Genomic DNA, 26,335 nt, shown 5'->3' with positions numbered 1-26,335 from the left:
CTGGAAGGTGAGATGCATCTGCTGTTCGCCACATCGATCGTGCCCGACGGGGCCCTTGCCTCGGGCTACGAGATCGCCAATGCCGCGATCATCGCCGCGTTGCGGCGCGCCGGCGCGCGGGTCACGGTGATCGGCTTCACCTGGCCGGGCAAGCCTGCGAGCGATCCGCAAAACACCATCGTACTCGGCGCCGTCGATGTGCGCACGGAAACCGCCTCATCGCTGCAAAAGCTCGCCTGGGTTGCAAGGGCGATGCTCTCCGACCTCACTTTCGCGTCGGTCAAGCTGCGCGTGGTCAACGACAGCGAGGTCCGCGCCGCCGTCAAACGCGCCGGCCCTTTCGACGGCTACGTCTTGAATTCCGTGCAGTTCGCCGGCGCCTTCGAAAGGCTTTTCGGCGACCGGCCGTCGATCTTCGTCGCCCACAATGTCGAGCATCGTTCGGCGCGTGAGAACGCCGCTGCCGCCCGCGGCCTTTTCCAGCGCCTGCTGTTTCGCCGTGAGGCAAGGCTGCTCAAGACTGTGGAAGAACGGCTCTGCCGCCGGGCACGCTTCGTCTTCACGCTGGCCGAGGAAGATCGCTCAGCGCTCGGCGTCGCCTCCGACGACCGTTCGGCGGTGCTGCCGCTGGTGACCTGCGCCGAGCCGCCGGTGCAAAAAACCCCGCGCCGCATCGACTGCGACGCGGCGCTGATCGGCACCTGGACCTGGCAGCCGAACCGCATCGGCCTCGACTGGTTCCTGGAAAAGGTAGTGCCGCATCTCAGGCCCGATTTCCGGGTCAGGATTGCCGGCGGCATGCCGTCCGGCCTCGCGTCCGCGCATCCCGGCGTCGAATTCGTCGGCCGCGTGCCGGACGCGCAGGCTTTCGTGCGCAGCGCCGCCGTCATCCCGCTGATCAGCACCTCCGGCAGCGGCGTGCAGCTCAAGACCATCGAAACCTTCGAGCTCGGCCTGCCTTCCGTCGCCACCAGCCATTCGCTGCGCGGCATCGACCATCGCCCGGTCAATTGCGTGGTGACCGATGATCCGGTCGCCTTCGCCGGCGCCCTTGAAGCAGCAGTGGCTGATGTCGGGGACGTCGACGGCAGCGCTTTCCACCGCCGGCAGCTGAAGGCGCTCGATGCCGCAATCAGGCTCGGCCTGGAAAAGCTCGGGCGTGTCGGCCAGGAGATGTTTGCATGAATGTGCACAACGCCCGCGCCGTTTTCGGGGCCGACAGCTTGAAATCGATCCTGGGCATCCCGGTCCTTGCCATCCGCTGGGACGATGCGGTCGCGCACCTGACCCGGTTGATTGCAGAGCGGCGCTTCACCAAGGTCACCTTTCTCAACGCGCACAACGCCAATGTCGCCTATACGGACCCGGTCGTTGCCGAGGCGCTCGACAATTTTCTCATCCTGCCGGACGGCGTCGGCGTCGATCTGGCGGCGAAACTGCTTTACGGAGCATCGTTTCCGGACAATCTCAACGGCACCGATTTCATCCCTGCCTTCCTGCAGGCGTCCGCCAGGCCGCTGACCGTGGGGCTGCTCGGCGCGACCCGTGTCAACGCCGAGGCGGCGTCGAAGAAGCTGGCAGCGCTCGCGTTGCAGCACCGGTTCGTCGTCATCCATGACGGTTATTTCTCTCCCGCCGAGGAGCCGGCAATCGTCGATCGCATCGCCAGATTGCGGCCGGACGTGCTGCTTGTCGCCATGGGCGTGCCACGCCAGGAATTATGGATCGCGCGTCACATCGACGCGCGCCACTGCACGCTGCCGATCGCCGTCGGCGCGCTGCTCGATTTCCTGAGCGGCACGGTGCCGCGGGCGCCGCTGTGGATGCGCCGGCTCAGGCTCGAATGGCTGTTTCGGTTGTGGATCGAACCGGGCCGTCTCTGGCGCCGCTATGTGGTCGGCAATCCCCTGTTCCTGTGGCGCGTCATCGGCCAGAAATTCTTGCGCAGGCCCGCTCCTGCCAAAACTCGCCCCAGAGCAGGCCCCGGAGCGGGCCCCGGAGCAGATCATTGAACAACCGGTTCGTGCCGAGCCCTGATCCCGAGGCTGATTTCCTTCCCCGGGCGCCGACGGCGGCGGTCGTGACGGCAAGCTATGCGCCGGATTTGGAGCGCTGCCGCCTGCTGTGCGACACAATCGACCGCTACGTTTCCGGCGTGGCGCACCACTATATTCTTGTCGAGCATCGTGACGTGGCGCTGTTTCGTCAGTTGGAGAACAATCGCCGCACCATCGTCGACGAGCGGGACCTGTTGCCGCGCTGGCTGCATGCCTTCGACGATCCGCTCAGCCTGTTCCGCCGACGCATCTGGCTCAGCCTGAAGACCAAGCCGCTGCGCGGCTGGCATGTGCAGCAGCTTCGCCGCATCGCGATATCGGCGCATGCCGGCGAAGACGTGCTGGTCTTCTGCGATTCCGACGTGGCGTTCCTAAAACCTTTCGACTACAGCGCCTTCTGGCGCGATGGCAAGGTGCGGCTGTTCCGCCGCGACGGCGTGCTGTCTGGTGACGGTCATGAGGAGCATCGCATCTGGTCGCGCAATGCCGGTTCGGCGCTTGGCATCGAGCCATCGGAGGTTTCGACCCACGACTACATTTCGACGCTGATTGCCTGGCGCCGCGAAACCGTGACGGCGCTGTGCGCGCGGATCGAGACGATCCATGGCCGCAACTGGGTCGAAGTCGTCGGTGCGGCGCGCAAATTCTCCGAATGCATGATCTACGGCCGCTATGTCGACGACGTGCTCGCCGGCGCCGGCCATTTCCATGGCTCGGAGGAGTTCTGCCGCGTCCACTGGACGGGCGAGGCGCTGTCGGATGACGAGTTCCGCCGTTTCGTCGCCGCCATGGCGCCGCAACAGGTGGCCATCGGCATGCAGTCGTTCATCGGCACCGACGTCGGCCGCATACGTCGCTTGATCGGGCTGGATTAGTCCGAGGATCAAAACTCATCGCCCTTTAACGACCGGGCTTAGGCCCCCGACCTTCCCATTTACCCCGGTAGGAGGTGATGAAAGGGTGGGAAGTCGCCTGTTACTGACGGAAGCGCAGGTTCCGTCGCGTGAGCTCGTTGACCGAGGTGCAGCCCATCAGCTTCATGCCCCGCTCAATCTCGATGTGCATCAATTCCAGCGCGCGTTCGACGCCGGCCTGCCCGGCGGCCGCCAGTGGGAAAAGGTAGTAGCGGCCCAATCCGACGGCCTTTGCGCCCAGCGACAGGGCCTTGAGCACGTGGGTGCCGCGCTGCACGCCACCATCCATCATCACATCGATTCTGTCTCCCACCGCATCGACGATCTCGGCAAGCTGGTCGCACGCGCTACGCGAGCCGTCGAGTTGGCGACCGCCGTGATTGGAGAGGACAATTCCGGTGCAACCAATCTCGACCGCACGCCTGGCATCCTCGACCGACATGATGCCTTTCAGGCAGAACTGTCCGCCCCAGTGCTGCACCATCTCGGCAACGTCGCCCCACGACATGGAGGGGTCCAACATCTCCGTGAAGTAGCGGCTGATCGACATCGCGCCGCCGCCCATGTCGACATGGCCATCGAGCTGTGGCAGCCGGAACCGCTCATGCATATAGTAGTTGATCGCCCATGATGGTTTGACCGCGAACTGCGCGATGCCAGCGAGGTTGAGCTTGAAGGAAATAGCGAACCCCGTTCGCTTGTCACGCTCGCGGTTGCCGCCGGTGATGCTGTCCACCGTCAGCATCATCACCTCTACTCCCGCCTGCTTGGCCCGGGCCATCATCTCACGGTTCAATCCGCGGTCCTTGTGGAAGTAGAACTGGTAGACTTGCGGCCCATTGCTGATCTGGCGCGCCTCTTCGAGGCTGACGGTGCCGAGCGAGGAGACGCCGAACATCGTGCCATATTTCGCCGCTGCTGCCGCCACCGCACGTTCGCCCTGATGGTGGAACAGGCGCTGAAGCGCCGTTGGCGAGCAGTAGACCGGCATCGCTAGCTTCTGGCCCATAACGGTCACCGACATGTCCACGTTGGTCACGCCGCGCAGGACATTCGGTACCAAGTCGCAGTCATCGAAGGCAGCCCTGTTGCGTCGATAAGTGACTTCGTCATCGGCCGCACCGTCAATGTAGTTGAAGATCGGTCGGGGAAGGCGCTGGCTGGCCATGCTGCGGAAGTCATGGAAGTTGTGGCAATTCCTCAGACGCATCTCATCACTCTATTGGCCCGGGTCATCTGCTCGATAGCACACTGCTGCGCGATGCCTAACTGACGCGGGCTGAACGATAAACGGCCGCAACAAACCGGTAGCAATCGTGGTGCGAATGTTGCTCTGGAGAAGCGGCGGCAAGGCTCGCCGCTACCCGACACCCGGCATTTTTCGAGTGAACGACCACAATTTCGATGGTCTCATCTCGAAAATAGAACAAGAAATGCCGTGATGTCGGACTGTCCGACGACAGAACCCCCCAATCGGGCTCGTCGACTGCCCCGCCGTCGCCGATCACTTCGTAGAACTCCCCCCATTTTGGAGCTTGATTGCTATAACGGCCTTCACCTGTAAACCACGCGTGATCATTTGTGGCGTCCCATCGCCAGCGACTACTGCCAACGAATCGAAGTGTCCATCCCATCTCGGCATCGACGGCAGCCAGCTGGTCGACCTAGACCGGCTTCGCCGGCCTGCGCATCGCCGAGTAGGTGAGCAGCGCCGAGGCGAGATAGAGCAGCAGGAAGACGACGTTGAGCGACAGCACCAGATCGGGTGTGTCCAGGATATGGGTCAGCACATAGGTCAGCAGCACCGCCTTCAGCCCGGCAAGCAGCGCCAGGTTGATCGCCCGCACCAGCGTCTGGCCGCGCGCGAACAGAAGCTCGGCCTGGTATTCGACGAGATTGCGCAGGCCCGGCACGCAGATCGCCAGCGCCACCAAAGGGGCGGCCTCCGCAACATTCCTGCCCAGCGCGTTGGGGAAGAAATGCAGCACGATGCCGAGTGTCGCCAGCGCCAGCGTCGAGACCGCGAACACGCCGCCTTCGATACCGCTCTTGACCGAAAGGCGCGACAAAAGTTCCGGTGCCCGCATCATGCGCTGCACCAGCATCATCGAGAAGGTGCGGATCGGGATCGCCGTCAGGTCGACCAGCCGCATGATGATGGCATAGATGCCGGCGAGGTGCGGACCGCCGATCGCCAGCACCAGCAGCTTGTCGAATTCCATCTGCAGGTAGAACAGCACCTCTGCGCCGGCCACGTAGATGGAATCGGCGAGCCGCCGCAGATAGAGCGCCAGCCGCAGCCGCAGCCGCTGGCGCGGATAGAAAAATCCGAAGGCGATGAGCAGCGAGGCGGCGTTGGTGCCGATGTAATACCAGGACCAGGCTCCTATGGTCGGCTGCGCCGCGAACATGAACAGCACGGCGCCGAGCGCCCGCAAGGCCGTCGCCAGGATCGTCAGCAGGGCGGCGCGGCCGAATTTGCCGAGGCCGTTGTTGACGATCAGCGCCACCTCGACCGGCCGCCACAGCAACGCCTCGGCAAACACGATCGCCGCAAAGACCGATAGCGGCACGGTGCCGGCAAAGAAGACCAGGTAGACGCCGTAGGAGGCGGCCGCCAGCAATGGCAGCGATATCGCGCCAAACAGCAGGAAGCCGGCCGTGAAGGTGCCGATCAGATTGGGGCGGATGGTGGCGGTTCGGTAAAGCGCCGAGATGAAGCCGAAGGCCAGGATGCGCGACAGCATCACGCCGGCCGCTGAAGCGGTGGCAAACATGCCGAACTCGGCGATCGACAGCGTGTTGGCCAACGCGATGAAATAGGCGAGCGAAAACACCAGCCGCCCGCCCGCGCCGCTGATCGCCGAAAGATAGTCGCGAACCAGCCGCCGTCGCTCGGCGACGAAAGCGCCGATCCGGGCGAGAGGCCGTTTTTGCGGGACGTTGCCAGCCTGAGTCATGTGTCGGGACAGCATAGGCCGGAAAGTTTAACGCGCGGTTCTGGGCGCTTTTCGATGCTTTCAGGAAGGGCACAACCCATGAGGGAAACCTTGTCTTCAAGGCAGGGAAATTAACTTTTTGTTTCCTATGCTTGTTTAGCGTGGTTTAACGAATGGCTGACCGCGCGTCCAAGCCGCAAAGGGCAAGCTCCACGACAATGGTCGACAGGCAAAACCGTGAAGATTGGAAGCGCGAGCGCTCCTTGCTGGCGCTCGGCCAGGCGTTGCGCGGCGAAGAAGAACCATCGCTGGTTGCGATCGGGGACCGGGCAGACCCGTCATGGCGCGAGGATGCCGCAACGCGCCATCGTCTCGCGCGCTTACGCCGCGAGGGGCGGGCGGATCCGGAACTCTCTGCAAACCCGGAGCCCTCGGCGACCCCGGAACGCTGGGTGACTCCGGAGTTATCGGCAAACGATGAAACAAGCCGGTTTCAAGCCGAGGATGCATCGGCCTCGGCCGCCCGGATGCCGCCTGAGACCGACGAGCCCGTTGAAGCGGACCATGCGGAAGCCAGGCCGCGGGAGAAGCCGGTTGCTGCCGGTGTTTCCGAGGACCGGCGTTCCAATGCCGATTCTCGGTACGCCGCGTTCGAACCTCGATACGCCGCGTTCGAACCTCGATACGCCGCGTTCGAGCCTAGATACGCCGCACCCGAACCCGGATATGCAGATGACGAGCGGCGGTCTTCCCGTCAGGATGACGACAGACACGAATGGAAGCCGTTGATCGATCCGATGCAGGTCGTCCGCGGCATTGCCCGCTCGAAGCTGCTGATCGTCGCCATGACGATACTGGGCGCCACGCTTGGCGTCGCCATCGCGCTGTCGACGCCGAAGAAATACGAAGCCACCGCAGAGCTGATCGTCGACCCGCGCGACCTGAAGCTCACCGACCGCGACCTCACGCAATCGGTGGTTGCGTCCGACGCGACGCTGGCCATCGTCGAGAACCAGGTTCGCGTGCTCACCTCCGGCACCGTTCTCAACAAGGTCGTGGACAAGCTCAATCTCGTCAATGATCCGGAGTTCAACGGGCAAGATTCCGATGGCCTAGGGATGATGACGTTCATCCGGTCGGTCCTGTCGCGCAATGACGGGCCGGCTGCCGGTGAAGGCCGCCGCCGTGCGCTGGCCGTCGCCAATCTGGCGGAGAGCCTTTCGGTCGAGCGCGGCGGCAAGACCTTTGTCATCTCCGTCGGCGCCACCACGCAAAATGGCGAGAAGTCGGCGCTGATCGCCAACACGATGACGGATGTTTTTCTGCAGACCTTCGGTCAGATCCAGTCCGACACCGCTGGCCGCGCGACCAACGAGCTGACAGGCAGGCTCGACGAGCTGCGCAAGGGCGTGGAAGTGGCCGAGCGCAAGGTCGAGGATTTCAGGGCCGCGCACGACCTCGTCGACGCGCAAGGCCATTTGATCAGCGACGACGAGATGCTCAAGCTCAACCAGCAGCTGGCCATCGCCCGCGCGCGCACGCTGGAACTTAACGCCCGCGCGGCGTCGGCGCGCTCGATCGACGTGAATTCGGTTCTGAGCGGCACCTTGCCGGAGGAGATCAACTCCAACACCATGAGCGAGCTGCGCTCGCAATATGCGACGCTCAAGCAGGAGGCCGACCGCGCCGCGATCCGGCTCGGCCCGCGCCATCCCGAGCTCCAGGCGCTCAATGCCCAGCTTGCCGGATCGCGCGAGCGTATCGCCGGGGAACTGCGCCGCATCGCCTCGTCGCTGCAGGTCGACTTGAGGCGCGCCGTGCAGCTCGAACAGGATCTGGCCTCCCGGCTGGCACAGTTGAAGGTCCGCAGCGGCGACGTCAACAGCGACCTGGTCACGCTGCGCGAACTGGAGCGCGAGGCCGCCGCCAAACGCTCCGTCTATGAGCAATATCTTCTCCGCGCCAAGGAGACCGGCGAGCAGAAGGACATCAACACCGCCAACATCAACGTGATCTCCAAGGCCTTCGCCCCGCTCGAGCCGAACGGACCGTCGCGCGCCATGACGGTGCTTGCCGGCCTGCTGGCGGGGCTTGCTTCCGGTGTCGGCCTCGGCGCCATGCGCGGCGCTTATGCGAGCCTGCGCGAAACCGCCGATTCGCGGCCGCGCCGCAGGGCAGAAGAGCGCCGGACACCCATTGAAGACAAAGCATACCAGCCGCCCGTTCCGCCCCATGCCGGGCAAGTGCCTCATCCGCAGCAGCAGTATCCGCGAGCCTCGTCGGACGAGGCAGATCAGGCTTCGAAAGCCGCTGAACAGCAAGCCTCCATCGAGGAAATCCGAGCCAGCTTGCGCGAATTCCGCGAAGCGGTTCGCGAACTCACCGAAAGCCGATCGCGGCGCTATTTCTGAGCGCCGACTAGAATAAAAGCCATCGGTTTCGAGTTAGCGGCATAAGACGGCGCTTTGACGGGATTGCCCGGTCGGATTTTCGTGAGAATGCCGCCCGAAGCAGAAAGATGTTGAGGGTGGTTGATGGCCGAGTTGATTGACGGAAAAAGCGTTGCCGAAGGCGTGGTTCGGCGCGTCAAGGCCCTGACGATCGAACTGATGGAAGAGGGCGCGCACAAGCCCGGTCTCGCAGTGGTCATCGTCGGCGAGGATCCGGCGAGCCAGGTTTACGTCGCCTCCAAATCCCGCACCGCCAAGGAATGCGGCTTTCATTCCGTCCAGCACACGCTGCCGGCCGAGATGTCCGAACTGGAACTGCTTGCCATCATCGGCGAACTCAACGCCGATCCCGGCATCAACGGCATCCTGGTGCAGCTTCCGCTGCCTGGCCATATCGATGCGGGCAAGGTCATCCAGGCAATAGCGCCGCAAAAGGATGTCGACGGCTTCCACTTCATCAATGTCGGCAAGCTCGGCACCGGAGAACTGGAGACGGCGTTCGTGCCTTGCACGCCGGCCGGCTCGATGCTGCTCATCGAGCGTGTGCGCGGCAAGGATCTTTCCGGGCTCAATGCGGTGGTCGTCGGCCGCTCCAACATCGTCGGCAAACCGATGGCCAATCTTCTGCTTGCCGCCAACTGCACCGTCACCATCGCGCACAGCCGCACCAAGGACCTGGCTGCACTGGCGCGCACCGCCGACATTCTCGTTGCCGCTGTCGGCAGAGCTGAAATGGTCAGGGGTGACTGGGTCAAACCGGGCGCCACCGTCATCGACGTCGGCATCAACCGCATCGCGGCGCCAGAAAAGGGCGAAGGCAAGACCCGTCTCGTCGGTGACGTCGCCTATGCGGAAGCGGCCAAGACGGCCGGCGCCATCACGCCGGTGCCCGGCGGCGTCGGACCGATGACCATTGCCATGCTGATGGCCAACACGCTAGCTTCCGCCTATCTCGCGGCCGGATTGAAACGGCCGTCTTTCTGAACCTGGAAAGCCCAAAGCTTTGCCGAACCTCACTGTTCCCCCAGAGCGGCCGGTCGCCAATGATCCCATTCACGGCGGCCGGCAGTTCGGGTTCCTGCTGGTCGACAAGTTTTCCATGTTCTCGCTGGCCGCCGCAATCGACACGTTCCGGTCGGCCAACCGGCTGCTCGGCCACGACTTCTATGGCTGGACGACGGTGTCGGCCGACGGCGATGCCGTCATGGCCTCCAACGGCCTGCCGCTCAAGATCGACTACGCTGTCGCCGATCTGCCGCCGGTCGATATTCTTTTCGTCTCGGTCGGGCTGACGACCGAGTTTCCCGGCAAGAGCAAGGTGCTGGCGGCGCTGCGCAGCTGGGGCCGGCGCGGCAACGCGCTCGGCGCACTGTCGGTCGGCTCCTATCTGCTCGCCGAGGCAGGCCAACTCGAAGGCTATCGCTGCACCATCCACTGGGAAAACCGCGCCGGTTTCGTCGAACGGTTTCCCGACATCAACTGCACCGGCAACGTCTTCGAGATCGATCGCAAGCGTTACACCTGCGCCGGCGGCACCACCTCGATCGACCTGATGCTGGAGATCGTGCGCGGCGATTTCGGCTCGAGCCTGGCCAACGGCGTCGCCAACCAGTTCCAGCACGAGCGCATCCGCTCCGCCGGAGACCGCCAGCGCGTCGGCCCTGAGCGCGACCTGACCGGCAAATCGGAAAAGCTGCGGCGCATCGTCGAACTGATGGCCGACCATCTCGACGAGCCGCTGTCGGCGGTGCAGCTCGCCAAGTCGGCGGGCCTGTCGGTGCGCCAGGTCGAGCGGCTGTTCCTGCGCCACCTCAGTGTGACGCCCGGCCGCTATTACATGCGGCTCAGGCTTGAGCGGGCGCGCGAATTGCTGCGCCAGACCAACATGCCGATCCTCGACGTGGCGATCGCCACCGGCTTCACCTCGCACTCCTATTTTGCCCAGAGCTATCGGCTGCAGTTTGGCCGGCCGCCTTCCGAAGAGCGGCGCACGACATATTGAGTGGTTTGGCGCAGTCAGCCCCGCCACGTGCCCCGGCGCCCGGGCTTGTATCCTGACGCGGCGTCAAATAGCTTCCCCCGGCGGCACGGACTGGCGGGCATGGACTGGCTGGCAGAAGCTGACTGGCTGCGACGAACTGGTGACCACTGACTGGTCACTGACCGGGGGAGATTTCATGGCGGGACTTGCACGGAGCATCGTTGCGGCGGCGCTCCTGTTGTGGATGACGACGCTCGGCCTTGCCGCCGACCGTGTCGTCATCATTCTCGACGCCTCCGGTTCGATGTGGGCGCAGATCGACGGCAAGCCGAAGCTCGAAATCGCCCGCGAATCGCTGCGAACGGTGCTGCAATCGGTCCCCGCCGACAAGGAAATCGGCTTCATGGCCTATGGCCATCGGGAGAAGGGCAGTTGCGAGGACATCGAGCTCATCGTGCCGCCGCAGGCTGGCTCGGCAGGTGCTGTTTCCACTGCCGCCGACAGCCTGAAATTCATCGGCAAGACGCCGCTGACATCAGCCGTCAGGCAGGCGGCCGAGGCGCTGAAATACACCGAGGACAAGGCCACCGTCATCCTGATCACCGACGGGCTCGAGACCTGCAAAGGCGACCCCTGCGCGCTCGGCAGGGAACTGAGGGCTGCCGGTGTCGACTTCACCGTAAACGTCGTCGGCTTCGGCCTGACCGCGGACGAGGGCAGGCAGGTTGCTTGCCTCGCCGACAACACCGGCGGCAAATACATCCAGGCGTCGGATGAGAAGGCGCTGCAGGACGCGCTGGTCGAGACCATCGCCGCCGCACCTGCACCGGCGCCCGAACCAGCGCCGGCGCCGCAGCCGGCCGCCGCGCCGGAAAAACCGGAGTTCAACTTCATCCCCGCCGTGGTGCTCGCCGAGGGCGGCGATCCCCTCACCGACGGCAATTCCTGGGAGATCCACCAGGCGAAGTCCGACGGCACGCGCGGCGAATACGTCGCCACCGAATACGGAGCTTATAAAGGCAATTTGGAGCCGGGTGATTACACAGTCGTGGCGCGCCATGGCGAGGCCAGGACCGAACAGAAGATCACGGTCGAGGCGGGCCAGGTCTACAAGCCCCTGTTCGTGCTCGATGCCGGCACGCTCATCATTCATCCGCGGCCAAGCGAGGGAGCGGATGTGGCCGATGGTGCGGCTGTCGTGATCGCCTATCCGGGCGTTGAAATGCCGGCGACCTATTATGGCGACACCAAGGTGGTGTTGCCGGCCGGCGATCAGAAAGTGACGGTCAGGATCGGGCAGGGCGAGGTTACCGAAACCATCCCGCTCGCTGCCGGCAAGGTCGTCGACAAGGATATCATCGTCGGCGTCGGCCATGTCGTTGCCAACGCCTACTACATTGCCGGCGGCGACAAGGCCGACGGCTCGGGCATTGGCTTCAAGGTGTTCAAGGCAAAAAAGAAGCTCGACGGAACGAGGCAAGAGGTGGCTTATGCCTATGGCCCCGACAGCAAGTTCGATCTGCCGCCCGACGACTATGTGCTGACGGCGACGGTCGACCTTGCCGTCGTCGAGCAGCCGTTCAGCGTCAAGGCCGGTGAGCATCAGGATCTGCAGATCGCCATCAATGCCGGCGTGCTGGCGATCACCGCGCCAGGAGCTTCGAAGATCGAGATTTTCGATGCGAAGAAGGACATCAATGGCAACCGCAAATCGCTCGGCTACGCCTTTGACGAGAAATATCAGGCGGCGCTGCCGGCCGGCGAGTATGCGGTCGTTTCGGAGAAGTCGGACAACAGCTCGAAGGAAAGCGCGGTGACCATCAAGGCCGGCGAGCGTTCCGAACTGACGGTGCAGTAGGGACATTCGACGTCTGAAAAAAAGGTGGTCGTGAAGACCCGCCCCTAACCCAAATTGGAACCCAAGTATCTTGCAGCGCAATATTCGCCTGCGGCGCAGACGTTTCGCGCGGTTTAGCTTGCTGTAAAAATTTCGCAAAGCATTCTGTTCGCTGGATCGTCGCAGAACATCCGGTTTTGCGACGTCGCAAATATCAGTCGCGAAACCGATTCAAAACTCGGGAATTTTGCGACAAGAACCGGGTAACGACCCCACAAGAAAAAATTTCGGGCATGTGTCGGGGCGCTTGGCTGTCGTTCGTCTTGTATACCCGACACGACGGGGAGATTTTGCAGCATGGCGAAGATCGTATTCGGAATGAACCAGTCCCTCGACGGCTATGTCGACCACCAGGAATTGCCTGCGCCAACTCCCGCGCTCTTTCGTCACTGGATAGAGCACGTGCGCGACCTGACCGGCAGTGTGTACGGTCGCCGCATGTACGAGGCCATGCGCTATTGGGACGAAGACCGTCCTGAGTGGAGTACGGAGCAACACGAGTTCGCGGCGGCGTGGCGGCGCCAGCCGAAATGGGTTGTATCGCGCTCGTTGAAGTCGGTCGGTCCCAATGCCACGCTTATCGCGGATGACGTCGAGGTAGTGATACGCAGGCTAAAGGCCAAGCTAACAGGAGAGATTTCCGCTTCCGGACCAGAGTTGGCGCAAAGCCTGACCGAAATGGGTCTGATCGACGAATACCGCCTCTACCTTCACCCCGTGGTGCTTGGTCGCGGCAAGCCCTTCTTCGCCGGCTCTCGGCCACCGCTCCGCCTTGCGGCCAGCGAGCGAATCGGCGGGGAAGTCATCAGGTTGACCTACGTTCCTGCCTGATTACAGACCACGCCGACCAGGCCCGCTTTGAGGTTGAAAGACACGCCAACGTCACCGCTGAATGCCACGCCATTTTTGCAGACTTGACGCACACAGCTGGATCGCCATTCGGCGGGGATCGGCCGAACGGCTTAGGAGCGCCATTTGCCGACGTTCATTGCGTTTCTCCAAACCTGCCGTTCGCGCCTGATACCACCCTAAGCGGAAGCTCGTTCGCACCCGGCCGAATTCACGCCCATGACCCGAAGCTGCCTTCCATCAATGCGGATTTTTTTCAGAATCTCCCGTTCGGGCTGGCCGAGGCCTCAGGCAGGATTCGAAGTGTCGCGGCCAAACGGGCGCCATTCAGACATTCCGGTACCATCATTGTTCACGGGGCCTGGTATCCTGCAGCGTCTGCGAACTCTGCCACAGCCGGATTGCGAGCGAGCCTGAACGCCCGCGGACCTGTGCTTCCACAGGTCCTCTCAGAGCACCAGATTTGAACAACTCGCAGTCGCGGCCGGCGACTTGCAGCATTTCGTCGCTCACTGCGACTTCGGCATTTTGGTCGGCCGCGATCTCCATCAAGCGACTGGCGACGTTAACCGTATCACCCGTCGTCGCGATGTGCTGACGGCCTTTGCCACCGAGTCTCGACGCAACGATTGTTCCGTAATGCGCTCCGATCTTGAAGCCGAGCCTAGATGCAGTTGATGCGGGCAGCGAGACGAGCCAGTTGCTGGTACGGCTGGAGAGCGCTGCGCAGCAGCGGGCAGCATTGAAGGCATCATCTGTCGCTGCTTCCGGTAGACCGAACAGGATCATGGCTCCGTCACCCATGAAATTCGTGACAACGCCACCGCATCTTGTCACCTCTTCGTCCACCAACGCATGGAACGTGTTCAAAAGTTCGCGTGTGGCGTTCGGCCCCAATGTTTCGCTCAGTCCGGTGAAACCGGACAGGTCAATGAATATGATGGCGGCGTCCCTCCGGACAGGTTCCAGGAGAAAGTCGCCATGCTCCGCAAGCCACCCCGCAAAGCCCGGGGCCTGAACTCGTTGAAGCAATTCGCTCTGCGTGGCGAAATACTGGGCCTGGTTCCTGCCCAACCAAAGCTGCGCGGCCCCGAACAAAATAGCCGGCGGAACGGCGGCGGCCATCGGCAACGCCGCGCTCAGCCAGATATGGTGTGAGAATGCGGTCATATTGACCACGAACCAGATCGCAACCACGCCGACGATCGCTGCAAGGCCGACGGCGTTGCGACGCCATGCCAACAGCCCCACAAGAACCACCGGCAGCACCACCGCAAAGCCGGCATCTGCAAGGCGAACGTACTGATCTCGCACTATGCCGTCGCCGGTCATCAGATGGGCAATGGCCGTCGACATGACCTCGACGCCTGGGAGCACGGGATCAAACGGTGTCGGGAAAACATCGCCGGCGCCGGTTGCAGTTGCTCCGATCACAACAATTCGATCCCGAATAATGCCGCCATCGACTTGGCCGCCCAGCACCGTCGTGGCGCTGATCGTGCGGATCGTGCCGCGGGGGCCATAGAATGTCAGAGGGAGTATGTGACCAATGTCCGTCCGAATCCGCTGTCCACCCAGAGATAGATAGTCGGGCGCTATTCCCGGATCCTCTCCCACCGCCATGGCGGCAACGCGCAGGGAGAAAGACGCTTCAGTCCGATTTCCGGCCCGAAACAGCAACGGGACGAACCGAGGCGTTCCCGTCCAGTCGGTAACCACGTTCACGACGCCGACAGCGGCGATATCCGAGAACGCTTTCAGGGGCCACAAAAACCGCTCGGCATTCGGCACTCGGGCGAGAGGGCCATCGCCCTCGACTGCAATCGATTGTTTACCTCCCGAGTAGACCGCTGCAGCAGCGATTACGCTTGAAGTCCCACGCAGCGAACGCGCGAGCGCCTCATCATCATCTTTTGTCCCGGGATCGACCAGCAGCAGGTCGAACGCAATGGCTTTCGGTCCAAAGCGAGCTATCGTATCGACAATCCGGGCAAGCGTGGCACGGCTGAGGGGATAGCGGCCATCGTTTCGGACCGCTTCGTCGTCTATGGCGATAATGGTAATCAGCTCCGGCGGCTTTGTGGTTCCCCGAACAAGCGTTCGAAGATCCGTCATCGTTGCTTCGACGCGATCGAGGGACCACATGTTGCCGCGCCAGTGCGCAAAGCCAAGGCCGGCCCCCCAAAGACCCGCCAGAACGAGCGCGATCAGCGTCTGAAGCGCTCGCCCGCTCATTTAGCTTACTGACCGAAACGGGCCATCAAAGCCGAAACACGTGCGGCGGGCCAGCGCTTGACCGTCAGTGTGCCTGTTCCGGCTTCGACATCGACGCCTTCGCCCGGCCCGAGGACTACACCAGCATTGGACGCCGGCCTTTGCACGGCGACGCGACCTTTGACGACGAAAACAGAGGTCTTGCCTCTGGCAACGTCGACTGCCCATTTTGTACCTCGCACCGCGGCAATCGCCTGCGGGGTGACGACAGCGAAGCCACCCCGGACCCTGCCGGCTGGAGCATCGAGCAACAGCGCCTTGCGCCGTAATCTGACCGCATCGGCACTACCATTTCGATCACGGTCCACCAGGGCAAAACGAGCGCCATCTTCCGCAATGATGGTAAGGCCTTCCCGGCATCTCAGAATTTGTCGGGACGTACCTGCTACCAGTCTGAACGTACAGCCGGCGTTATTCGACTGCGCTGAAACGGTATCCACCCAAAAGACACAGGCAAGCATGCATGCCATCAGGCTCCGGAGATATCGGCCACTTGCGCTCATGAACGTCTCCTTGCTTTTGCGAAAATCTGCGGCAAGAAAATCTTTGCATTGTCTTCTGCGGTCAGCCTGGCAGTATACTCATGCGTACGAACCGGCACTTGCAGCCGCGTTGCCTTAGAGGTAGCACGGTGCCGACCAGCGATCTTAGCACGATAGCTTGCTCCAACACCAAATAAGCCGACATCAAGCCGTTTGAAGCGGCCGCGATGCGAATGTCGCGAACCTCACGCGGCGACGCTGCTGTTCGGCTCATCTGCCAGAACGAGCAGGTCGCGCCAGAAGCGGTCACTCCGTAGCAAGCCCTTGAATGACCGCAATGGGGCCGAGAGCAGACCGGCAGCTTTGGGCTGCGAATATTCAAGATCGGACATTCAGGTTGGTGTGGGCATCGTCGTGACCTGACCCCAAGCCGACCTTCATCAACCCGTTTTTCTGCCCGATAGCCGACATTCGCGGCCACCAGCACTGATGACCCGAAGCAGTCATTGACTGTTGAAGGCTCAATGTCCCGAAAGGGGTAAGAGACCATCATTCCACTCAGGTAGCCGTTCTCGTTGCTGGCCACGATGGACTCCTCCGTGCGGCGCAAATATCATCGATCCAACCAGTGAGGCGATCACTTAATGGCTGATGAACGCGTCAGACGCCGTCTTGCCGCCATCGCTGTGGCCGACGTGGTCGGCTACAGCCGAATGATGGAGGCGGATGAGGCGGGTACGCTGGCGGCACTGAAGGAGCGGCGCAAGGCGATCCTGGAGCCGATCGTTCGCGATCGCGGCGGGCGGATCGTCAAGCTTATGGGCGACGGCGTGCTGATGGAGTTCACCAGCGCGGTGAACGCGGTCGAGGCTGCAGTCGAACTACAGGCCAAAATGGCGGAGGCCAACCAATCCGTCACCGAGCACCGCCGCATATTGCTGCGTATCGGCATCAATCTGGGCGACGTGATCGGTGAGGGCTCGGACATCTATGGCGACGGTGTGAACGTTGCGGCTCGCCTCGAAGCCTTGGCAGAGCCAGGCGGGGTCTGCGTCTCGGCCAAGGTTCATGAGGAATTGCGAGGCAAGGGCAACGCTGCCTTCGAGGACATGGGCGAGGTGGCGCTCAAGAATATCGTCAGACCGGTGCGGGTTTACCGTGTGGAAACGAGTACTGGTCAAGTGGGCGGGCGGGCCGCAACGACGTCTGCTGCCAGGCCCTCCATTGCCGTTTTGCCATTCGACAATCTGAGCGGCGATCCCAGTCAACAATACCTTTCGGACGGCATCACGGAGGACATCACCACCGAGTTGTCGCGGTTCAGAAATCTTACCGTCGCGGCGCGTCACGCTTCGTTCCATCTTGCCAGGATGGGCATCAACCCAATGCAGGCCGCCCGCGATCTGGGCGCGAACTACGTCATCGAAGGTAGTGTGCGGAAGGCGGGCGAGCGGATTCGCATTACTGCACAGTTGATCGACGCAAGGACAGGCAACCACGTCTGGGCGGAGCGGTATGATCGCGAATGCCACGACATTTTTGCTGTGCAGGACGAAGTCGTGGCAGCAATCGTGACGACGCTCGAGGGGCGAATGGTGGCCGCTGCTGCTCTTCAGGTGCGCAAGCGGCCAACGTCGAGCTGGACGGCCTATGACTTTTTCCTGCAGGGCCGGGAGCTGGCCGACGCCAACATGGAGAAGGAGGCCGTTCCGCTTTTTTCCCGCGCGACGGCGATCGATCCCGATTTTGCGCACGCCCACGCCTGGCTGGCGATCGCTCTCCTCGGCCGCTACTGGTTCGACACCGATCCACGAACGCTGCACGAAGCGTCACTTGCCGCACAAAGAGCCATGGAGTTGGACAGCAACGATCCGACGGTCCACCACGCCAACGGCATGGTCATGGTGTGGCTCCGCGAATACAAACGGGCCGGCGTCCATTTCGACCGCGCCGTCGCTCTCAATCCGGCCGATGCGCAAATTCGCGCGGACCGAGCGAATTGGTTGCGATACGCCGGCCGGCCGGAGGAGGCTCTGGCTTCAATCGACGACGCGCTGAAGAGAACCCCGTTTCCACCACACTGGTTCTGGGTAATTCGCGCCAAAATCTTGTTGGAACTGAGGAGATATGGCGAAGTCGTAGCGGCCTTGGACAACATGCCAAAAAAGGATCACCCCGCTTGGCTCACACTGGCGGCCGCCCATGACCATCTCGGCCATGCCGCTCTCGCTGCGCATGCGCTGGCGAAGGCTCGCGAACTTAGACCCAGCATCTCATCGCGGGAACTGATCGCTGTGAATCCTTATGCTCACCGAGATGCGCTCAAACCTCTGCTCGATGGCCTGCGCAACGCCGGATTGCCGGAGTAAGTAGGCCGCCAATGGGACATTGAAAATTTACACCACGCGACGAGTTCACCGGAACGCATGCGGATGGCTTCGCGGTCGCAAACGATAGTTCGTCCTTTGAGGTTGCGGAACACCGCGCCTCTTGCCCCGGCCGTAGGCTACGCGCGGAGTGGGTGACGAATGCGGCGTTTCGCGTTCGTATCGTGAATGCCCAAAGATGGCGTGATCAAGGCGATGCACGCTTCAGCCGCTCAGTATGTCCAGAGCGGCATTAAAGGACCGGATCGGGTGGGAAGTTCACGTTACTTGCCGCCGATCCGAACGGTTAAGGAGCGTCCCAAGGACGGACATTCAAATCCAAAGAGTAGCCTTCGGCATTGTCCTAGCCTAGTCGTTGTAGCGTCGATCAAATGGACTCGCCCGAGTGGCAGAGGAACTGACATACAGGGATGAAGCTGCGGCCGGTTACGACGGTGCCTTCGCGCGCGTCACGACACACTTCGCACCCTACCTACTTCGCGCGGCTCACATCGCGCCGGGTATGCGCGTCCTCGACATCGCCGCGGGCACAGGTCTCGCAGCCGAAGCGTCGCGGTTTCAGTCAACACAGTGCCAGGACGGTCCTATAACACTCGCATTAACCTCGCCATTGCACGGCACGTGCCATCGTTAGCGGCCGCCGCCGCCCGCGTATTTTCGCTTGGCGACGAAATGAAATTGAGGTCGCTGCTCGAGGTCGCGGATTTCCGGGACGTGGAGATCACCACCGAGATGCATCGCTTCGTGCTGCCTTCCTTTGATGCATACTTCGAACCCTTCGAGAAAGGTGCGGGCTCGGCTGGGCAAGCATTTGTCTCGCTTTCCGCGGAGGCGCGCAAAGCCGTGCGCGAGGAAGTACGGAGCGACGTCGGGGATACTGGCGGCATCATCGAGGTAGACGTCGAATACAGGTTGGCTGGCGGGCGACGATAACGGCCGCGTGCATGACCGCTTTGAGTCAACTTGTGCCGTTTGCGTGCTCGAATCCCAACGACTGGAGGCGGGTCGACTCGATCCGTTGCGCGAACGGCAGCTTTTTTTCGCGAGCGACCAAAGCACTCAGCGTTCGTCTCGAGCGTTCAGTTCCGTAGTTGCGTAATAAATTCTTCAAGCACCTTGATGGCTTCGGCTCGGCTAGCGCCTTTCAGGAAGGGCACGTCGATCTCGACCCGCAATCCTTCCTGGATGTGGCGGAGCACCGGCGCGGGAGTCGGTTGATCGCCCCGAATTCCAAGCACCCGATATGACCGAACCGGTTCCGAAAAGCCTTTGATGGTCAGCGGCGTCAGCTCCTCTGACTCGATGTCGTCCTTGACAAGCGCCCAGGTCTCATGCGCCAGCAGGATGCCGCCAAGGTCGGCATGTGCCTGAAGACGCGAGGCGAGATTCACCTCTCCGCCAATGATGGTGTAGTCCATCCGGTCCTCACTGCCGAAATTGCCGACTGTGCAGTAGCCGGTGTTGATTCCGATACGCAGATGGAAGGGCAGTTTATAGCCTGCGTCCACCCACTCTCTCTGCAGCTCCTTCATGCGCCTCTGCATCGCGATCGCCATGCTGACGCAGGCGAGCGCATCCTCTCTGGTGCCTTTGGTCTCGGGGTCGCCGAAGAAGGCGAGGATGGCGTCCCCAACATACTTGTCGATGGTTGCGCCGTGCTCCAAGGCGATCTTCGCCATCTCGGTCAGGTACTGATTGAGCAGTTCTGTCAATTCCTCGGACTCGAGTTTGTCCGTCGTCGCGGTAAAGTCGGCAATGTCGGAAAAGAACACGGTGAGTTTCTTTCTCGATGAAGAAATCTCGACGTTCCGTTTGCCCGAGAAGATCGATGAATAAACCTGCGGCGAGAGATACTTGGACAGCTTGCTGGAAGGCGATTCGAGCATGCGGTTCTGTTCGCCGACGCGATTGCTCGCTTCCTCCGCCTCGCGCCTGGCAGCCGCCGTTGCAGTGTGAAGTTGAGCGTTTTCCAGCGCGATCGAGGCGAGCTGTCCAAAGCGCTTCAACAACTCGACCTCTTCCTCGCCGAAGTCGAGCGCCGAGGCGTCGTCGTAAGCAATGCCGAGCACGCCAACGACCGTGTCGCCGGACTTGAGCGGCACCCCCATGATCGCCCGAATAGTGATGTCCATTTGGGCTGCGGCAGCGGCCCGTCCCGGCCAGTTCTGATAGTCGGTGATCACGAGCGGCTCGCCAGTATTCCACACCGTGCCGGCTACCCCTTCGTTTATCACCAGCCTCTGGCCGATATGCGTGGCGTAGACCCCGACTCCGACCTTGCGCTCGAGAGATTCACCGGCCTCGTCAACCAGGTAGACGTAGCCGTGCTCGGTACCCAGCAACTGCGCTGCTCGACTCGTGAGATCCGACAGAAGCTCGGCAAGATCGAGCCTCGCGATCAACCCGAGCGACGTGTCATGCAAGGCGCCCAGATATTCGCTCTGGCGGCGAAACCGTCTGGCGAGGTTCTCCTGCTCTCTGCGGCGGTTCTCGAGGTCTCCAATGTTCGAAGCCAGTTGCACGGTCATGCTGTTGAAGCTGGCAGCGAGCTTGCCGATTTCATCGCCTGACTCGACCTTCGCGCGGGCCGCGAGGTCGCCTCTGCGCACGCGATCGGCGACACCGGTCAGTCGCTGGATCGGTCCGGCGATACTGTCCCGGAATATCAGGCCAAGCAGTAAGCCCGACAAAACGGCTGCTGCCCCGACGGTCAGGATTATTTGTTGCGCACGTTCGAGCTGGTCCCGGCCGCCCGCGAGGTCGACTTGAAGCCGCTGCTGCTCTTGAGTGGCGACAGCGTCGAGGAGCGCGAGCATGCGCTCTGCGATCGGCACTGCCTTCGTGCGGAACAGATAAAGGTCCTCGCGTGCGTGTTCGCCCTCCACCGCCTCGAACATCCGCGCGGGCAGCTCGAGGAATGCAGTCCGGCTCTTGGCCATTCTATCGATCAATACAGTCTGGTTAGCCGCAAGCGTGGTGCCCTCTTTCGCGATGTTGGACCAGGCCCCTTCATTGATATTAAGGTTGGCCTGATACTCATATTTGAAGCTCTCCCGTCCAGTGGTGACATAGCCGCGCAGCCCAGCGACCATCGCGTAGAAGGAGCTCTGGAACGAGGCCAGGTCGGCCAGGAGCGCCGTATTGGCAGCCGTCGGATCACGGTTCTGCTGGGCCAGCATCATGGCTTTGGCCGACGCCACCACCGTCGCTATGAGCGGGTTGGCGTCGCTCACAAGGATCTTGAGCGCGGGTTCCCTGCGCAGCTGGTCGTTACGCAGTTCGAATAGCTGCTCGGACAGTGGTTTCCATTCAGCCAATAGTTGACCGATTTCTTGCATGCCGAGCTCGGCATTGCTGCGCCCGGCTGGCGACTCCCCCTTTGCGCGCAGGAGACCCTCGAGCTCGCGCATGTCGCCAAGGAAGGCCTCGTTGGCCAGCCGATAGTCATCCCGATAGGATTCGTCGCCAAGTGCCAGATAACCTCGGACCTCGCCCAGCATGCGGAGCAGATTCGCTTGAGCCCGAGCCGATGCAACCGCGCTTGGCGCGCTGAGATCGGTGGTTCTGTTGATGTTGCGAACGGCCGCTATGCTTCCCAGGTAGTTCAACCCGACGACAAGCAGCATTAAAGCGACCAGGATGCCAAAGCCGACCGTAAGCTTGCCGCCAATGTTGAGCTTGCGCAGCGCCGCCGCGACCCAAGCGGTCAGTTTCCCCAAGGGAGCGGTGTACAACTGCCGAATTTGCCCCGACTTCCCGTCCGCTTGGATGCCTTCTGCGTCCCGGCCGCCTCCGATCACTTCTTGCGATGCCACTTCGCTATGTCCCAGGTTTCAGCGTCCCAAGGGGTAGGATAGTAGCCGGCTATGTCATTGCGCAGGCCCGAAGTATAAGCCCATTCGATGAGCGGAATGACCGCGGCATCGGCGATCAGGAGATCGTTCATCGCCATGAACAGCGCGCCCCGTTTCTCCGGATCGACTTCGGTCGCCGACGCCTGGAACAGCGCATCATACTCGGGATTGCAATAGCGGGCCCAATTCGTTCCCGACCAGTTGTTTTTCTTCTGTGCTGCTTCGGCGCAGGTCCAGCCGATCATGTAGCTGCCGGGATCGGGGCCCTTGTTGCCGTAAGCGAACTCCTCGAGGTCCGCATAGAAGTGCCGTCTGGTGTTCGTATTGTCGGGCGACGACCCCAGGAAGATGCTGGAATCGATCAGCTTGTTTTCCACCCGGACTCCGATCGAGCCGAAGTCCGCCTTTATGAAGTCCTGGGTCGCCTCCCGCACCGGGTTGATGCTGGTCTGAAACACCAGCGCCAGCGGGACGCCGTCCTTGTCGCGGACGCCGTCGCCATCGGTGTCGCGCCATCCGGCTTCGTCCAGCAGAGCGCGCGCCTTATCGAGATTGAACTCCCATTTCGTGTTCGGCGAGGCGAAGGCGGCCGGTGCGACTAGGAGATTGGCGGTGGCGCGGCCACTCCTGCCGTGCAGTTCGGCAGCTTTCCGCCGGTCAACGGCGGCGGCCAGCGCCTGCCGGACGCGCCTGTCGGTCAGGATTGGATGCGGGAACTCCACGCTCGCGCGTTCGCCGTCGGCGGTTTCCCGTCTGGGATCGGTGAAATTGAGCATGATGCGTTCGACATAGGATCCCCAATACAACTCGACCCTACCAACGCCCTTGGTTTCAAGGCTTCGAAGGTCAGCCTCGCCGACCTGAAGGTTCCACGCGTAGTCGACGATGCCTTCGCTCACGGCGTTTGCAGCGGTTCTGGCGTCGCCACCGCCCTGAAGCGTGACCTGCGTGAACGCCAGGCTGTCACGATCACGATACTCGGGATTTGGCTCGAAGATGATCTTGACCGTGTTGACGACGTCCTCGCCGATGAGAAGGACGTCCTCCGTCCGGAACTCCTTGAGTCGGTAAGGACCGGTGCCCACCGGGGCGAGGTTTGCCGGAGCGCTGGCGGCATCTTTGTTATTGTACTGGCCGAATACGTGTTCCGGAATAATCATTCCCTGCACGCCGACGAAGGGCAGCGACCAGGCGGGATTGACGTCCTTGAAGGTGACCTTGACCGTTAAGTTGTCGAGCGCCTCCACCTTCGCGACTGATTTGTACGAGCCCGCGCTCGACGAGCCCACGTCCTCGTTCACTATGTATTGGTAGGTGAAAAGGACATCCTTCGCGGTGAACGGCACGCCGTCGGACCACTTGATGCCCGGCCTAAGCTTCCATGTGACCGATCTGCCATCGGGCGCGACCTGGCCATTCTCAAGCGATGGAATCTCGGCTGCGAGAAAGTGCACCAGCCGGCCCTCTGCGTCGAAGCTGGCCAGTGGCTCGTAGACGATACGGCTTGCCGTTTGATCCTTGATGCCCGGCGCTTGGTGTGGGTTCAGTGTGCTTGGCGCTTGCCACAGCAACAATCTCAACGGATCGCCATCCAGCTCGGTCGGCTGTGCGGGTTGGGGCAAACCGACAACGAGCGTCGCGACCATGAGCAGCAATAACCTGCAAATAGCATTGATGCGGGCCAACGATACACCCTCTCGGCTCCGAGACGCTCGCATCCCTTCCTCCCTGCCCCTGTGATCCTGCGGCCGCAGCTCCCTTTCAGACAGTTGGCTGTGCGAGGAGATGTATATCTCCAGTCTATGAAATTGATCGCAATTGCAGCCGCTGGCAAGACCAATCGGTCCGAGACAATGAACCTGCACCTGGGGCCCGAATGATGCATCCGCTGAAATCGCTGGAGAGGTCACCGCGATATGCAAGCGACTGTGCGCTCGGAATCTGCAACCGCTGTTTAGATGCAAGCGGTAGGCCAAGAATCACAGCCCATCGCTCATGCGAGTCCTTGCCCTAACGGTGGAAATGGTGTTTTCGGGTCGCTGGAGGATTGCTGCGAACGAAGGGCACAAAATCGTTGGGATTGAGCCATTCGGCGGGCGTCGGCCGGACGTCAGCTCCTGGCGCTGCCTGTGCGTTCCGGCAGTCGGCTCAGACAGCAAGATTCCACCCGACCCGGTCCTTTAATGCCGCCCTGGACATGCTGAGCGGCTGAAGCGCGCATCGCCTTGATCGCGCCATATCCTGACCTACACAGCGGGAACAGGTAAGGTCGCCTCACGCCCCGATTCCCGACGGTGGGGTTGGCTGGGATGGCGACCACCGATCAGTTGATTTGACAATTGGTCGGGTCGGGCTCTGGATGATTTGTTCGTGCGCACCACGCACATGCTAAATGGAGGAAGCGATGAAATCTATGAATCGCAGATCCACACTTGCCTTCGGTATTACAGTTGCAGCAGTTTTGACCGTATGTGGAGGTTCGGCATTCGCGGACGATATGGATGTGACCCTGCTTACGCCTGACAAGCTGGTATGGAAGGATAATCCTAGCCTGCCAAAAGGGGCTAAAGTCGCTGTCTTGACGGGCGATCCGACAAAGACTGGCGAAGTGGTTGTCACACGCTCCAAGTTTCCGCCCAACTATCAGATTCCGCCCCACACTCACCCGTATGCCGAGACCATCACCCTGGTCAGCGGCAGCATTGGCTTTGGAGTCGGCGAAAAGAGCGAAAAGACTGGCGACCTGCTAAAACCCGGAGCCTTCCACGCGCTGCCAGCAAATCAAGCGCATTACGTCTGGACGGGAGGCGAAGAGACTATCATCGAGGTTCATTTCGTCGGACCGTTTCGTATTACTTACATCAACCCGGCTGACGATCCGCGCAAGAAGTGAAATGCGGCTCAGCCGGCTACTTTGCACCTCGCACACCCTTGTTGCCCGGAATAGAAGCGCGAGCTTTACCTCACGCGGATAAATGCAAACCGCATCAACGGAAGCGGAGCTCGGCAGCTCAGGCTCCCTCTCTCTCCTTCTGCCAAAAATCGTGGCCCATTGGCGATATTAAGAAAGCTGGTCCCGGAGACGTTGGAATTTGCCACTGGGGCATGACCGCCTCGGATCATTCCGAACGGGAAGGTCGCGCCAGGAGCGGTCTTTCGATGCTCTGCCGCTGTGATTTCGGCTGTCGTGATTGGGTCACGGATTGTCGTAGCGCCGCCCAGAAGGAAGGGCATGGAAGGGTCGGATCAGGTCGTAGCGCGAACGGCAGGTTTGGAGCAGCGCCATGAAGGTCAGCAAATGGCGCGACCGACCCAGCCGAAGGATTCGTTCTGCCGTACAGCCGCGGAGCGTTCTACATCGCGGTCGAGTGGAAACCGGCCATTTGCCGAGCCGTCTCAAAGCGCTGTCGCGAAACTTGTCTTGGCCCTGCTATACTGACCAAGCCAACCCGCGCTGCGCCGCAGTTAGTGAAATGCCTCACCGCTGCGGACACACAGAATGTTGAACCTGCAGGAGTCGCCAGTCCGGATCAGAAATAAAACGACAGGGAGGATGACGTGTCTCTCGACGCCAATGATTTCGATCAAGCAGTTGAAAAATATCACCTAGCCCTGGATGAGTTCATGAAAGGAAACCCCGCGCCTGCGAAGAAGCTCTTTTCCCAACGAGACGATGTAACACTGGGCAATCCCTTTGGCCCTTTCGCGCATGGATGGAAGCAGGTCGCTGAGACGATGGAGCAAGCGGCATCGAATTACAGGGACGGCGACGCTACCGGCTTCGAGAGCATAGCGAAGTGTGTGACGTCTGAGCTGGCATACCTCGTCGAAGTAGAGCAGCTCAGGTCCAAGGTTGGCGGTCGGAGCGATGTCACACCTCTAGCGTTACGCGTGACGAGCGTCTTTCGCCCAGAAGATGGTCTCTGGAAGATTGTGCATCGTCATGCCGATCCGATAATGACGGCTCAGCCGGCCGATTCGGTACTCCGCCAATAGGCGCGGTTGTGGTTTTGGGGAGCGGTCGATCTCGCAAACCCCTTGCTGCGGCAGCGCGGCTATTCTTCAGTCCGTTCTCTGCGAAGGGTCGGCCCATGTCATCAGGCTCGCAGCATCGGACGGCCGCTTTGGGTCCCCATCAAGTCATAGCGCGAACGTCAGGTTTGTAGATGCGCCATGAACGTCGCGAAAAGGCGCAACCACGACCCTAAGCGAGGTTCTTGGGATGTCGGCTTTCAGGAAGGGGCAATGCTG

The 26,335-nt window shown here is 61.7% G+C and carries 18 protein-coding genes; 12 read left to right on the top strand and 6 right to left on the bottom strand.

Annotated features, from left to right (window positions below):
* Positions 1-12: 12 nt before the first annotated feature.
* From AC0L2K_RS26285 to AC0L2K_RS26275, 3 genes are read left to right on the top strand one after another with little or no spacing between them, the layout of a single operon-like run.
* On the top strand, positions 13-1,185 hold the full coding sequence (locus tag AC0L2K_RS26285; protein ID WP_473532744.1) for a glycosyltransferase: 1,173 nt from the start codon (positions 13-15) through the stop codon (positions 1,183-1,185).
* Positions 1,182-2,012, top strand: a complete 831-nt coding sequence (locus AC0L2K_RS26280; protein ID WP_473532743.1) for a WecB/TagA/CpsF family glycosyltransferase — start codon at positions 1,182-1,184, stop codon at positions 2,010-2,012. The genes AC0L2K_RS26285 and AC0L2K_RS26280 overlap by 4 nt, the downstream gene beginning before the upstream one ends.
* Positions 2,009-2,932 carry a DUF6492 family protein gene (locus tag AC0L2K_RS26275; RefSeq protein ID WP_473532742.1) on the top strand — a complete coding sequence of 308 codons (924 nt, stop codon included), beginning with the start codon at positions 2,009-2,011 and terminating at the stop codon, positions 2,930-2,932. The genes AC0L2K_RS26280 and AC0L2K_RS26275 overlap by 4 nt, the downstream gene beginning before the upstream one ends.
* 100 nt (positions 2,933-3,032) lie before the next feature.
* Here AC0L2K_RS26275 and AC0L2K_RS26270 read toward each other — a convergent pair whose 3' ends face one another.
* A complete protein-coding gene (locus AC0L2K_RS26270; protein WP_473532741.1) occupies positions 3,033-4,181 on the bottom strand; it encodes an alpha-hydroxy acid oxidase in 1,149 nt (382 codons plus the stop codon).
* A gap of 454 nt (positions 4,182-4,635) precedes the next feature.
* A complete protein-coding gene (locus AC0L2K_RS26265; protein ID WP_473532740.1) occupies positions 4,636-5,931 on the bottom strand; it encodes a lipopolysaccharide biosynthesis protein in 1,296 nt (431 codons plus the stop codon).
* 197 nt (positions 5,932-6,128) lie between these two features.
* Between AC0L2K_RS26265 and AC0L2K_RS26260 the strand changes: the two genes are divergently transcribed.
* From AC0L2K_RS26260 to AC0L2K_RS26240, 5 genes are all read left to right on the top strand, one after another.
* On the top strand, positions 6,129-8,321 hold the full coding sequence (locus AC0L2K_RS26260) for a GumC family protein (RefSeq protein ID WP_473532779.1): 2,193 nt from the start codon (positions 6,129-6,131) through the stop codon (positions 8,319-8,321).
* Positions 8,322-8,444: 123 nt separating this feature from the next.
* Positions 8,445-9,344 (top strand): bifunctional methylenetetrahydrofolate dehydrogenase/methenyltetrahydrofolate cyclohydrolase, encoded by a 900-nt coding sequence (locus tag AC0L2K_RS26255; protein WP_473532739.1) that lies wholly within the window; start codon positions 8,445-8,447, stop codon positions 9,342-9,344.
* 19 nt (positions 9,345-9,363) lie between these two features.
* A complete protein-coding gene (locus AC0L2K_RS26250) occupies positions 9,364-10,362 on the top strand; it encodes a GlxA family transcriptional regulator (protein ID WP_287055993.1) in 999 nt (332 codons plus the stop codon).
* A 175-nt stretch (positions 10,363-10,537) separates the two neighbouring features.
* Positions 10,538-12,199 carry a vWA domain-containing protein gene (locus AC0L2K_RS26245; RefSeq protein ID WP_473532738.1) on the top strand — a complete coding sequence of 554 codons (1,662 nt, stop codon included), beginning with the start codon at positions 10,538-10,540 and terminating at the stop codon, positions 12,197-12,199.
* Positions 12,200-12,535: 336 nt separating this feature from the next.
* On the top strand, positions 12,536-13,069 hold the full coding sequence (locus AC0L2K_RS26240; RefSeq protein WP_473532737.1) for a dihydrofolate reductase family protein: 534 nt from the start codon (positions 12,536-12,538) through the stop codon (positions 13,067-13,069).
* Positions 13,070-13,432: 363 nt separating this feature from the next.
* Here the strand turns inward: AC0L2K_RS26240 and AC0L2K_RS26235 are convergent, their stop codons facing one another.
* Both AC0L2K_RS26235 and AC0L2K_RS26230 read right to left on the bottom strand, forming a co-directional pair.
* On the bottom strand, positions 13,433-15,322 hold the full coding sequence (locus AC0L2K_RS26235) for a CHASE2 domain-containing protein (RefSeq protein ID WP_473532736.1): 1,890 nt from the start codon (positions 15,320-15,322) through the stop codon (positions 13,433-13,435).
* 5 nt (positions 15,323-15,327) lie between these two features.
* Positions 15,328-15,864 carry a FecR domain-containing protein gene (locus AC0L2K_RS26230; RefSeq protein WP_473532735.1) on the bottom strand — a complete coding sequence of 179 codons (537 nt, stop codon included), beginning with the start codon at positions 15,862-15,864 and terminating at the stop codon, positions 15,328-15,330.
* Positions 15,865-16,529: 665 nt separating this feature from the next.
* On the opposite strand from AC0L2K_RS26230, the gene AC0L2K_RS26225 reads away from it, so the two are divergent.
* Both AC0L2K_RS26225 and AC0L2K_RS26220 read left to right on the top strand, forming a co-directional pair.
* Positions 16,530-18,212 carry an adenylate/guanylate cyclase domain-containing protein gene (locus AC0L2K_RS26225; RefSeq protein WP_473524107.1) on the top strand — a complete coding sequence of 561 codons (1,683 nt, stop codon included), beginning with the start codon at positions 16,530-16,532 and terminating at the stop codon, positions 18,210-18,212.
* Between the two features lie 696 nt (positions 18,213-18,908).
* A complete protein-coding gene (locus AC0L2K_RS26220; RefSeq protein ID WP_473532734.1) occupies positions 18,909-19,163 on the top strand; it encodes a hypothetical protein in 255 nt (84 codons plus the stop codon).
* 146 nt (positions 19,164-19,309) lie between these two features.
* Here AC0L2K_RS26220 and AC0L2K_RS26215 read toward each other — a convergent pair whose 3' ends face one another.
* Both AC0L2K_RS26215 and AC0L2K_RS26210 read right to left on the bottom strand, forming a co-directional pair.
* Positions 19,310-22,045: an adenylate/guanylate cyclase domain-containing protein gene (locus AC0L2K_RS26215; protein WP_473532733.1), complete on the bottom strand. Its 2,736-nt coding sequence runs from the start codon at positions 22,043-22,045 to the stop codon at positions 19,310-19,312.
* Positions 22,027-24,006, bottom strand: a complete 1,980-nt coding sequence (locus tag AC0L2K_RS26210; RefSeq protein WP_473532732.1) for a peptide ABC transporter substrate-binding protein — start codon at positions 24,004-24,006, stop codon at positions 22,027-22,029. Before AC0L2K_RS26210 ends, AC0L2K_RS26215 begins: the two co-directional genes overlap by 19 nt.
* A 482-nt stretch (positions 24,007-24,488) precedes the next feature.
* On the opposite strand from AC0L2K_RS26210, the gene AC0L2K_RS26205 reads away from it, so the two are divergent.
* Positions 24,489-24,977 carry a cupin domain-containing protein gene (locus tag AC0L2K_RS26205; RefSeq protein WP_473532731.1) on the top strand — a complete coding sequence of 163 codons (489 nt, stop codon included), beginning with the start codon at positions 24,489-24,491 and terminating at the stop codon, positions 24,975-24,977.
* Positions 24,978-25,642: 665 nt separating this feature from the next.
* Entirely contained in the window at positions 25,643-26,080 is a 438-nt protein-coding gene (locus AC0L2K_RS26200) for a YybH family protein (protein WP_027152611.1), read from the top strand.
* Positions 26,081-26,335 lie beyond the last annotated feature (255 nt).

The sequence above is a fragment of the Mesorhizobium sp. WSM4817 genome (assembly GCF_055811135.1).
The sequence above is the reverse complement of the archived record's forward strand: the minus strand, read 5'-3'. Positions and strand labels throughout refer to the sequence as shown.